The organism is Neorhizobium alkalisoli, assembly GCF_007829835.1.
In the GTDB taxonomy this organism is placed as follows: Bacteria; Pseudomonadota; Alphaproteobacteria; order Rhizobiales; family Rhizobiaceae; genus Neorhizobium.
Genome location: NZ_VIWP01000019.1, coordinates 49,659 through 61,000, shown reverse-complemented (window position 1 = coordinate 61,000; position 11,342 = coordinate 49,659). Strand labels below are relative to the sequence as shown.

Annotated in this window: 8 protein-coding genes and 1 tRNA gene; 3 read left to right on the top strand and 6 right to left on the bottom strand. The window is 60.0% G+C overall.

The window, feature by feature from the left end; translation table 11 throughout:
• Positions 1–457: 457 nt before the first annotated feature.
• Positions 458–533 (bottom strand) — tRNA-Asn (locus tag FHW37_RS32190).
• A 173-nt stretch (positions 534–706) separates the two neighbouring features.
• Here FHW37_RS32190 and FHW37_RS32185 point away from each other — a divergent pair.
• Positions 707–958 (top strand): glycine zipper family protein, encoded by a 252-nt coding sequence (locus tag FHW37_RS32185; protein WP_145643644.1) that lies wholly within the window; start codon positions 707–709, stop codon positions 956–958.
• Positions 959–1,814: 856 nt separating this feature from the next.
• On the opposite strand, the gene FHW37_RS32180 is transcribed toward FHW37_RS32185, so the two are convergent.
• From FHW37_RS32180 to coxB, 5 genes are read right to left on the bottom strand one after another with little or no spacing between them, the layout of a single operon-like run.
• Entirely contained in the window at positions 1,815–2,867 is a 1,053-nt protein-coding gene (locus tag FHW37_RS32180; RefSeq protein ID WP_145643643.1) for a c-type cytochrome, read from the bottom strand.
• Entirely contained in the window at positions 2,864–3,478 is a 615-nt protein-coding gene (locus FHW37_RS32175) for a cytochrome c oxidase assembly protein (RefSeq protein WP_246691044.1), read from the bottom strand. Before FHW37_RS32175 ends, FHW37_RS32180 begins: the two co-directional genes overlap by 4 nt.
• Before the next feature lie 26 nt (positions 3,479–3,504).
• Complete coding sequence (locus FHW37_RS32170) at positions 3,505–3,888, bottom strand: hypothetical protein (RefSeq protein ID WP_145643641.1); 384 nt, start codon at positions 3,886–3,888, stop codon at positions 3,505–3,507.
• A complete protein-coding gene (gene ctaD, locus FHW37_RS32165) occupies positions 3,885–6,398 on the bottom strand; it encodes a cytochrome c oxidase subunit I (protein WP_145643640.1) in 2,514 nt (837 codons plus the stop codon). The genes FHW37_RS32170 and ctaD overlap by 4 nt, the downstream gene beginning before the upstream one ends.
• Complete coding sequence (coxB, locus tag FHW37_RS32160; RefSeq protein ID WP_281407296.1) at positions 6,395–7,270, bottom strand: cytochrome c oxidase subunit II; 876 nt, start codon at positions 7,268–7,270, stop codon at positions 6,395–6,397. The genes ctaD and coxB overlap by 4 nt, the downstream gene beginning before the upstream one ends.
• A 397-nt stretch (positions 7,271–7,667) precedes the next feature.
• Between coxB and FHW37_RS32155 the strand changes: the two genes are divergently transcribed.
• The gene (locus FHW37_RS32155; protein ID WP_145643638.1) at positions 7,668–8,840 is read left to right on the top strand and encodes an acetate/propionate family kinase; all 1,173 of its coding nucleotides are present in this window, start codon (positions 7,668–7,670) and stop codon (positions 8,838–8,840) included.
• Positions 8,841–8,865: 25 nt separating this feature from the next.
• The gene (locus FHW37_RS32150; protein ID WP_145643637.1) at positions 8,866–11,241 is read left to right on the top strand and encodes a phosphoketolase family protein; all 2,376 of its coding nucleotides are present in this window, start codon (positions 8,866–8,868) and stop codon (positions 11,239–11,241) included.
• The last annotated feature ends 101 nt before the right edge of the window (positions 11,242–11,342 follow it).

Below are 11,342 nucleotides of genomic sequence, written 5' to 3'. Positions count from 1 at the left end.
CTTCTAAACAGACCAAGACTTAAAGCCCTGACCCGCGGAAAACCGCCGACCACGTTTCTCTTTCTTCTCATCTTCAATTGTCAAATAACAGACACCCAGTCTCTACAAAAAGACCAAACGTCAAATCACCCAGAGCCAAACCGTAACCCGGCCCCAATCAGCTTTTTCTGATTATTGGATGTTTCCGAAGCGACAATCGGCCCGCCGGCCGCTGCTCCGCTTCAGTGGGGCGGCTTATAAGGGCGAGGTCGCGGTAGCGTCAATGGGGAAAAGCGCGAATGCCGAGAAATAACTCGTAAAGTATTGATTTAAAATGCAAATATTGGAAATCGTATTCGCGGAACGATATTTTCCGCTCTTCGAAAAGGGTGAATTGCCGAAACTTCCATATGAGATAAAGTTCGTGCAAACTCTTCCCCGAGAGCCGTCCGACGCGGGGGAGAAATCGACTGAGCGGTGGCTGGAATGGCAGGGCTCGAACCTGCGACCGGGCGATTAACAGTCGCCTGCTCTACCAACTGAGCTACATTCCATCGCGCCTTCCTCGGCACAAATTGCTCACGCGCCAATGAGGACGCGCTGTCTATATCCACGTCCTTTGACAATCAAGCTTCGATTTTTTCACTGGGTGTGTAAGCGTGCTTCCGATGACGCTGGAACGGATCCGCGTTCAGTCCGTTTCGCTTTTGAAAAGGAGAAAACTTCTATGTACAAAATCATCTTTCCGTTGCTCGCGGCATTGTCGCTGACCGCATGCTCATCGACCGAACGTGGTGCAGGAATCGGCGCCGCCAGTGGCGCGGTGATTGGCGGCGTCGCGACCGGCAATGTCCGTGGTGCGGCCGTGGGTGCGGCAATTGGAGGTGTATCAGGCGCCCTGATCGGAAACGTGGCGGGTCAACCGGGCCGTTGCTATTATCGCGACCGGTATGGAAACAGATATGTGGACCGCTGCTGAGGATTGAACACGGCACGCTAATACGTCCCTCGCATGGGTGTGACGGCATAGAGCCGCCATACCCCAGGATGGCCGAGGGTCGCTATCCGCAACCGGCAGCCGAAGCCACCCTAGCCGTTCTTCTGCTGCGTTTCGGCCGGCATTTCGGACCTCGCAATTGAACCAGTCGCCAGCTCCGCTTTTGCCAACTGGGCCGCATGACATCGCTACGCAACCGAACGTGTGAAATTCGTGGAACTGCGCTGCGGCGGCTGCGATGCCGCTGGAAAGCCTCTCAATTCGTCAGTCGCGTCCAAGAATCCGGGCGGGCGCGTTTTCGGCCCGTAGCAAGTCAAAACGATCCTTCCGGTCTCGACCGCGAAGACCCTCGCCTTGACGCAGCCTGCTACTTTATGAGGTCCACGAGGCTTGGCAGACGAATGCCTAATCCCGCGGACCCATCTCGATCTCTTCAAAAATAACAACCATTCGTTTTACCGCTCCCCGATATCTTCTGGGCACGGTTCGGACGACTTTGAGATTGCCAGCCTCCCTGCAGGCCTGCGGTTCCACCGCCTATCCCGATGCGTCCGCCAATGAGAGCCTGAGGCCTGTGATCAGCAAGGCATTGAATACCATGCCTGCCTCTTTTAGGTGATTATCCCGCTTAGCTTGTCCGGCGCGCGTCTGATCCCAGAAACCGAAACAAATGATAGAACCTAGGATGTCGCACCGCTGTCGTTGTTTTTTATCCGTCTGACTAAGATGCAGGCTGCGAACTCCACGAGACCTACAAGGATCGCTCTACGCTGGCTGTTTACCGATCGGACTATGATGCCTCGATGGCAACAAGCCAGCCCTCTGCGGCACAATAATCTTAACGTCGATGGCCAAAGAACGCCGACAGGGCGGCGATATCAGCATCGTTGAGGTTTTTCGCCGCCGATGTCATCAAGTGCTGGGCCGTCCCACCGCCCCGCAAGCCCTGCCGGAAAAGCTCAAGCTGGCGCCGAAGATAGGCGCCGTTCTGGCCAGAGAGTTTCGGATAGGCAGGGTTTGCTTGAGTTCGATCATGACAACTGAGGCACGCCGGGATCTTGTCGGCCGAACGGCCCCTCTGGGCAAGGCGCGCGCCTGCTTCAAAGAGCTGCGGATCAAAGGCCGTGACGGTACGCGGTAACGCCTGTTGCGTAGCGTAGTAATGCACCAGATCCGGCAGAACGTCTTGCGGCAACGTCGCCACGGCGAGCTGCATGAAGCCACTCGGCCGTCTGCCAGCGTGATAATCCTTTAAAGCTTGCAGCAGATAAGCTTCCGACTGACCGACGAGGCGCGGAATGAAGCTCTCGTCGTTCAGCCTACTTTCGGCATGGCAACTTTCGCAGGTAATCGGTAGCGGGGAGACTTCCCCCGCAGTGCCAAGTCCATGCAGGCCGGATGCCTTCACGTACGCTTGCGCGTTCATATCCGGCAGCTTGCGTAGAAATGCCACCATGGACCAGACCTCGTCATCACGCGTTTGAACCGGCCAGGCCGGCATTCCGGTGAAACGCACGCCATACTTCACGATCTCGAAGAGCTGCGCGTCGGACCATTCTGGCACGACCTCTTTCAGATCCGGTGGCGGCGGCAGCATCGCCATGACCGAAGGCGGGCGCAGCTGAGCCGGCGAGCCATGACAAATAGCGCAACCAGTTTCGAAATGACCGGCCGCACCTGCAACGAGGTTAGGATCGTCGAGCGGCGGCGGGGTCCGGGACAAAGAGGCTGTGGCAATCGAATTGCGCATCATCCAGTGCAGGACCCAATCGGTGACGGCCCAGTGCCCGGTCGAGGCCTTCACGCTCATCAAACCCGACCATGCGAAAGCGAAGCCGATAATGGGAAGCAGGATCGCTGCGATGATGAGGTACTTCCAGCGGATCGTCATCGACTTTCCTCCCTGATCCGGTGGCCAACGGGCGCATTCAGCGTACCGGCAAGTAGTGCGACGCCGCCGGCGAGATAGACCACGGCCCCGATCAGGAGCATGACCACGCCGCCGGTCTGCTGGTCGGCGGCGGCGGAGATGGGAATGCCGAAACAGCTTACCTCGGCCTCGCCGTAGAGCGGACGCGGCGACAGCGCCAGAAGCGCGCCGAGCAACGTCATGTGCATAGAGGTGAACAGCAGCCCGAACACCCCGGCCAGCCGTCTCCCCTCTCGTCCGGATGCCGCGCCGCCGAAGCAGGACAGCCATAGGGTGAGCCCCGCTGCCAGAAACATCAGTTGTTCCGCAATGGCAAAAACAAGCATGTTTTCCGACACTGTCCGCATGGCGGGTATGTGCCATCCCCAGACGGCAAATAGCTCAGTGATGGAGGCGAGCAATGGCGTCAGCCAGAATCGGCCGGCTGTAAAATCCAGCTGCGTTCCCGACAGGCCGAGCGCGATCAGCGGCGCGGCGCCTGCAACAACCCCCATATGCACGACCATGTGTACGGAGAAGGATCCGCGATCGGCAAATAGCAGGATGCCAAACCAGAGAACGGCAAGCATCATCACGCCGAGTATCGGAAAGGGTCGGTTCATGGCTGACACTCGGCAATGAAGATCAACGGGATCGCCGCATAAACCACGGCCATGAAGCTCAGGCCTGAAAGAAGCAGGGTCGCGAAGCCCTGAAACAGCGCTCTGGAATCCTTGGTCGGCTCGTCATGTGGCGGATCGTCCGCTCCGAACCCCCACTGCCGCCAGGCAAGCCAGGCCGCCAACACGATCATCGCCAGAGCGGCCAGCGTCACCACGAACAGCGCGATGCGCATTGTGTCGAAATCGAAAGAAGCCGGCAGCCGCTTGGCGCAGAAAATAGCAACCGCCGCGTAGCAGATGACGAAATGCAGCGCCCAGACAACCGGCGCGGTAAACAGCGTCCACAGGGTTTCGATTTCCCGCGGGATGAAGCTCTTCATGACGCCACCATCGGGAACAGGCCGATCACGGCGAAGGTGACGATGGCGGTAAAGGCCATAAAGTGCCAGTAGAGCGTGACGTTGCGGATATCCTGATCATATTCGCCCGTCATCCGTCCGGTGAGGCTGCGGGCGAGGCAATAGAGTTGCATGATGGCACCGACGGCTCCATGCACCACGGTCCAGATCGCCGCGATCCAGACGATCGCCGGATAGACATGCTGCGTTGGATCCAGGCCATAGACATAAGGTCCCGCAAGACCCGCGCATGATGCGGCGAGGGTGACGAGAATTGCGGCGACGAGCGCGATACGGCAGCCGGTCGGGCCTTTCTCGTTGAGTGCGCGGGCCGCGATCGTCAGCGCCCACGCAAAGAGATAGAGCCCCATTGCCACCATCGGCCAGAAAAGCCCCGGCCCGGCCGCAGTGACGAAATCGCTGTGAATTGTCCAGTAGAAGAAATAGCCGAACATCAGACTGGCAAAGGCGGTGCCATCGCCGACCATGGTGATGAACATTGCCCACCAGCCGACGGATGCCGGGCCGGAAACGTATATCGGGAGCTTCAATCCGAGCCCGACATCCTCTTCTCGGTGTTCCGGGATCTGCGCCGTGCCCGTCCACAGCCAGTAGATGACGGCGGCAAGAGTCATGACGGCGCAGACGAGCGTCGCAATCCACCAGTGGAAGGTGAGCGCGATGAATACGCCGCCAAGCGCCATCGCAGCGATGATCGTGACATAGGACACGCCACCGACCCGCAGGCACTGGATCGGTTCCGCGTCGAGCACCGATGTCACCAGCGTCTCGCGCCTGCCGGATTTCGCATCCGGCAGATAGTAGCGCCCCGCCTCGATATCCGCCTGCAGGTTCTTCTGCTCCCATAGTGGATAGCGGCTTGTGATGATCGGGACCGAACGCATACCCCAATCCTCCGACGGATCGTTGGTCCATTCGAGCGTGCCGGAATTCCATGGATTGAGATTGCGCTCCAATCGCTTCGGCTTGGGCCAAAAGATGTCGACGACGAAGGTGGCGACGCCGGCCGCAAAAATGAAGGCGCCGACGGTCGAGACGAGGTTAAACCAGTCCCAGCCAAAATCCTCCGGATAGGTATAGACGCGTCGCGGCATGCCGCGAAGCCCGGCGAAGTGCATCGGGAAAAAGGCGGTATTGAACCCGACGAACATCAGCCAGAAGGCAATCTTGCCCCAGGCATCCGACAGCCTCTTACCGGTCACGAAGGGGAAATAATAATAGATACCGGCAACGATCGGGAAGAACATGCCGCCGATCAGCACGTAATGCAGGTGCGCGACGACGAAATAAGTGTCATGCGCCTGCCAGTCAAAGGGCACGAGCGCTACCATGACGCCGGTGAGACCGCCAATAGTGAAGATCGCAAGCCCGCCTGCCCCGAACAGCATTGGCACGGAAAAGATTACCCGTCCCGCCAGCATGGTGGCGATGAAGACAAAGATCTGGACCCCGGTCGGGATCGCCACCGCTTCGGAGGCAGCCGAGAAGAAGGCAAGCGAGATCTGCGGCAACCCGGTCGTGAACATATGGTGCACCCACAGTCCGAAGCTGAGAAACCCGGTACCGACCGCCGCCAGCACGATCCACGAATAACCGACGATCGGCCGCTGCGAAAATGTCGGGACGATCATCGCCATCAGTGCAATCGCCGGCAGGAAGATGATGTAGACTTCCGGGTGGCCGAAGATCCAGAACAGATGCTGCCAGAGCAGAGGATCCCCGCCCTTCGAAGCATCGAAGAACGGCCAGCCGAACATCCGCTCCATCTCGAACAGGATGTCGCCGGCGATCAGCGGCGGGAAGGCAAACAGGATCATGCCGGCAACGATCAGCAGATACCACGCGAACATCGGCATCATGTTGATGCGCATGCCGGGGGCTCGGCATTTCATGATCCCGACGATGATCTCCACGGCGGCTGCGATTGACGCGACCTCGATGAAAGAAAGGCCGAGCAGCCAGATATCCGCCCCGATGCCGGAATAGTCCTTGTCGGTGGCAAGCGGCGGATACATGAACCAGCCGGCATTCGGCGCCGCGTTGAAGAAGATCGATCCGCAGACGAAGACGCCGCCCAGCAGAAAACTCCAGAAGCCGAAGGCGGAAAGCCTTGGGAACGGTAGTTCGCGCGCTCCGAGCATCGACGGCAGCAAAAAGATCGCCACCGCCTCGAAGATCGGTACGGCAAACAGGAACATCATCACCGTGCCATGCAGAGTGAAGGCCTGATTATAGAGTTCGGGCGAAATCAGGTCATTGTTGGGCGTGGCCAGCTGGGCGCGCATCAAGAGCCCGAGCAGGCCGGCGAACAGCATGAAGGTAAAAGCCGTGACGCCGTACCAGAGTCCGATTTCGCTGTTGTTGACCGATGTCCAGTAGCGCCATCCACCGGGCGTTGCCCAGACCTTGCGGAGCCGCTCTTCCTGCGCCGCGCGTTCTTCCGCCGAGAATTCCGGGAGTTCCACCGTCATTGTAGCCCCTTCAGATAGCCCGCGATGCGGTCGGTCTCTGCAACCGGGAGCATGGCATAATGGGGCATCAGCGCACCCGGCTTGACCTTGGCCGGCTCGCGGATGAAGCGGGCGATGTTGTCGGCAGTATTGCCAAGTGAGCCTGCCCCCACCGATCCACGCGTGCCGAAAGCCGTAAGATCAGGACCGATAACGCCATGCGCATCGGTGCCCGCAATCGTGTGACAGGCGGAACAGCCGTTTTTCATGAACAGCGCATGGCCTTCCGCATCCTGTCCGCCGGTCGACTGTCGCGTCGCCAGCCACGCGTCATAGGCCGGCGGATCCATCGCCTCGACGGTGAACGCCATCATCGTATGCGACGTACCGCAGAATTCGGCGCAGACGCCGCGATAGGTGCCGGGCTTTTCCGCCAGCAGCGACAGGCGGTTGGTGCGGCCGGGGATCATATCCATCTTGCCGCCCAAAACCGGGATCCAGAAAGAATGGATGACATCGGCCGTCGTCAGCGAGAAGGTCACACGCTCGCCGACGGGAAGCCGGATCTCGTTGGCGGTTTCGAACAGCGCCGCGCCATCCTGATCGAGATAGCGCACCCGCCACCAGAACTGCTCGCCCGTTACCTCGATACGGCGCAGGCCCGGATCATCCGTGCCGAACCAGGGTCGCACATTCGGCATCAGCCAAACGGCATAGGACAGAAGCGCCGCCAGCACGACGGCCGGAAACAGCGCGCCACCCCAGAGAATGACTTTTCCAGCGACCTGTTCGGAATACGTCCGCCTTTTTCGCGCCGCGTAAAACAGGAGGCCGACGACACCCGCCCAGATCAACGCCGCGCCGATGAGCATAATGAAGAACAGCGTCGCCACATCTGCTGCCTCGCGCCCCGCCGGATCAAGCGCGGACTGTGTGCCTGAACAGGCCGTCAGCAGTAAAGAAAGGGGCAAAGAAAACAGAATGCGCGTACTGGTAAGCGGCCTGCTAATAACCGCTAGATTTTGCCCGTGAGGCCGTTCCCACCATGGCACGCCTGTCAGATGGTGCCCTGTCATTCAGACGCATATCCCCCGTTTCGCGGACAGAATGCTCCACCACAGGTTTTGTTCCTGTCAAAGCATGTCAATTCCGCGTTATATTACGCGTATAAATTGTATCCAACGGTAAGAAGGAGACGCATCGGCGTAACTGTCATTGCCAGACCGAGGTATTCTTGCAAAGCTCTGCTCCTCCTCTAACTCCCGTTGCACGCGAAAACCGGGGCCAGCCATGTCCGAAGCCATCCTGCTGACATTCAACGCCGGCTCCTCGTCGCTCAAGCTCGGCCTGTTTTTCCGCCGAGACGGGCAGGCTCGCGCCCTGGGTTGCGGCAAGATCGACTTTGGAAACGGATCTCATGGACTCCGCTTGACGATCGGAGATCAACAACACGAAGCCGATATTCAAGCCAATCATGAGACCGAATTTCCCAGCTTGATCGCGCAAACGCTGGATTATCTGACGTCCCACCTCTCCGGCGATCTGGTGGCGGCCGCCCATCGCGTCGTGCATGGTGGCTTGGAGTTTCAAGCGCCCGTGCTGCTCGATGCAGGCACGATAGAGCGGATTGAAGGATTGGTCCCGCTCGCGCCGCTGCATCAGCCGCAAGCCTTGAAGGCGATCCATGCGCTGTCCGAGCTGCGCCCGCAGCTTGCGCAGACGGCGTCCTTCGATACGGCATTCCACACGACACAAGCCGACCTCGTGCGGCGCCTCGCAATCCCCCGGCACCTGCATAATGAAGGTATTCGCCGATACGGGTTTCACGGCCTATCCTATACGTTCATTGCCGGCAAGCTGCGCAAGATCGCGCCGGACGTCGCCGGCGGCAAAGTGGTCGCTGCGCATCTCGGCAGCGGCGCCAGCCTCTGCGCCATGAGCGCGGGCAAGAGCATCGACACCAGCATGGGCTTTTCGGCGCTCGACGGTATCCCGATGGCGGCCCGCCCGGGCTGGATTGATCCGGGCGCCTTGATCCACCTGATGCGCAACGGCATGGCCGACCCAGACCGGCTGGAGCGTTTCCTGTATCACGATTGCGGCCTGCTCGGCGTCTCGGGCATCAGCGGCGATACGCGCGACCTGCTGGAAAGCCAGGCCCCGGAAGCGGCCGAGGCGGTCGATCTCTTCTGCCTGCGTATCGCCGGTGAGACGGGCCGGCTGGCGGCGACGCTCGGCGGCTTGGAAGCATTCGTCTTCACCGGCGGCGTCGGGGAAAACCAGCCGCAAATTCGCGCACGCGTCGCGGGTCGCCTCGCCTGGCTCGGCGCTGAACTGGAGGCGACACTGAACGAGCGAAACGAAACCGTCATCAGCACGCCATCGAGCCGGATCAAGCTCTTGGTCGTTCCGACCGACGAAGAACAGGTGCTCGCCGACGAGGCCATGGCGATCCTCGCCTGACACGCCCACACATCAGGAGGCCATCATGGACGCTACACGCAGCCGGATTTCCGAAGAAGAGCTTTCGCTGATCGACCGTTACTGGCGCGCGGCGAACTACCTGTCGGTCGGACAGATTTATCTCATGGACAATCCGCTGCTGCGCAAGCCGCTGAGGCCGGAGCACATCAAACCGCGCCTGCTTGGCCATTGGGGCACGACGCCAGGCCTGAATTTCATCTACGCCCATCTGAACCGCATCATCAAGGCGCGCGATGTCGATGTGGTCTACATCTGCGGTCCAGGCCACGGTGGTCCGGGCATGGTCGCCAATACTTACTTGGAAGGCACTTACAGCGAGATCTACCCGGACGTGCCGGAAAACGCGGACGGGATGCGACGACTTTTCAAGCAGTTCTCATTTCCCGGCGGCATTCCAAGTCACGCCGCGCCGGAAACGCCCGGGTCGATCAATGAGGGTGGCGAGCTTGGCTATTCGCTGGTGCATGCCTTCGGCGCCATCTTCGACAATCCGGGGCTGGTCGCAGCCTGCGTCGTCGGCGACGGCGAGGCAGAAACCGGAGCGCTTGCCACCTCCTGGCATTCGATCAAGTTCCTCAATCCGGCGCGCGACGGCGCGGTACTGCCGATACTGCATCTGAATGGCTACAAGATCGCCAACCCGACCTTGCTTGCCCGAAGCTCCGACAACGATCTGCGCCATCTGTTTTCCGGTTACGGCTATGAGCCGATCTTCATCGAAGGCAGCGACCCGCATCTCATGCACCCGCAGATGGCGGCAATCCTCGATGAGGCCTTCGACAAAATTTCTGCTATCCAGGCCGCGGCCCGCGGCCGCTCTGTTCCTTCCGGCGTCCCGCGCTGGCCAATGATTGTGCTGCGCAGCCCCAAGGGCTGGACCGGGCCGAAGGAAGTGGATGGCAAGAAGGTTGAGGGCTTCTGGCGCGCGCATCAGGTGCCGGTCTCCAACTGCCGCACCGACGAAGGCCATCGCGGCATCCTCGAGGACTGGATGCGAAGCTACGATCCGGATGATCTCTTCGACGCGGATGGCCGGCTGAAGCAGGAGCTTCGCGCGCTGGCGCCTGCCGGCGACAGGCGGATGGGTGCAACGCCTTTCGCCAATGGCGGTCGACTGCGCCAAGAACTCGTCGTTCCGCCTATCGCCGATTTCGCCGTCGAGATCGGCGAGCGCGGTTCGCAGCAGATCGGCTCTACCAGCGTGCTCGGAAACTATCTTGCCGAGGTCGTCAAGCTGAACGCCGAGGCAAGCAACTTCCGGATCTTCGGACCAGACGAGACCGACTCCAACCGGCTGGGCGCGGTCTTCGAACAGACCGATCGCGTCTGGATGCAGGGCATCGAGGCCTACGACGTCCATCTCGCCCATGATGGCCGGGTGATGGAGGTCCTGTCGGAGCATCTCTGCCAGGGCTGGCTGGAAGGCTATTTGCTGACCGGCCGGCACGGACTGCTCTCCTGCTACGAGGCCTTTATCCATATCGTCGATTCGATGTTCAATCAGCATGCCAAATGGCTGAAGGTGAGCCGGGAGCTAGAATGGCGCCAGTCGATTTCCTCGCTCAACTACCTCCTGACCTCGCATGTGTGGCGGCAGGACCATAACGGCTTTTCGCATCAGGATCCGGGCTTCGTCGATCTCGTCGCCAACAAGAAGGCCGATATCGTCCGCATCTACCTGCCGCCCGATGCCAATAGCTTGCTATGGGTCGGCGATCATTGCCTGAAGACCTATGATCGCATCAACGTCATCGTCGCCGGCAAGCAGCCGGAATCGCAATATTTGTCGATCGAGGAAGCGGTCGCCCATTGCGAGGCCGGCATTGGCATCTGGGACTGGGCAAGTTTCGAGGATGACACGATCGCGCCTGACCTCGTGATGGCCTGCGCCGGCGACGTGCCGACCATGGAGACACTGGCGGCCGTCATGATCCTGCATGAGGCGATCCCGAGCCTCAAGATCAGAACCGTCAACATCGTTGATCTCTTGGCACTGCAGGACCCCGACCAGCATCCGCATGGGTTGGACGATGCCGAGTTCGATCGCATCTTCACGCCCGACAAGCCCGTGATCTTCGCGTATCACGGCTATCCCTATCTCATTCACAGGTTGACCTACCGCCGCAGCAACCACGACAACATCCATGTCCGCGGCTTCATCGAGGAGGGCACGACGACCACTCCTTTCGACATGACGGTGATCAACGAACTCGACCGCTATCATTTGGCGCTGGAAGCGATTGCCCGCGTCAAGGGACTGGCCGAACAGGAGCCCGACCTCATCGAGCGGTTACGATCGAAGCTGGACGAGCATGCCGCCTATGTTCGCGAACATGGCGAGGACCTACCAGGCGTGCGCGACTGGCGCTGGATGCGATAGGGCTGCTGCGCGTCTAGATGATAAGCTTAAGGTCTTGAAAGGATCTGAACAGACGTTTACCTAAATATTGACTTTGATGAAGTTCATCAGAAAGGCATCAA

Coding starts and splice junctions, on each gene's coding strand:
- FHW37_RS32155 (WP_145643638.1), top strand. CDS start 7,668: ATGTCCGAAGCCATCCTGCTGACATTCAACGCCGGCTCCTCGTCGCTC.
- FHW37_RS32150 (WP_145643637.1), top strand. CDS start 8,866: ATGGACGCTACACGCAGCCGGATTTCCGAAGAAGAGCTTTCGCTGATC.
- FHW37_RS32180 (WP_145643643.1), bottom strand. CDS start 2,867: ATGACGATCCGCTGGAAGTACCTCATCATCGCAGCGATCCTGCTTCCC.
- FHW37_RS32175 (WP_246691044.1), bottom strand. CDS start 3,478: ATGATGCTTGCCGTTCTCTGGTTTGGCATCCTGCTATTTGCCGATCGC.
- ctaD (WP_145643640.1), bottom strand. CDS start 6,398: ATGACGGTGGAACTCCCGGAATTCTCGGCGGAAGAACGCGCGGCGCAG.
- FHW37_RS32185 (WP_145643644.1), top strand. CDS start 707: ATGTACAAAATCATCTTTCCGTTGCTCGCGGCATTGTCGCTGACCGCA.
- FHW37_RS32170 (WP_145643641.1), bottom strand. CDS start 3,888: ATGAAGAGCTTCATCCCGCGGGAAATCGAAACCCTGTGGACGCTGTTT.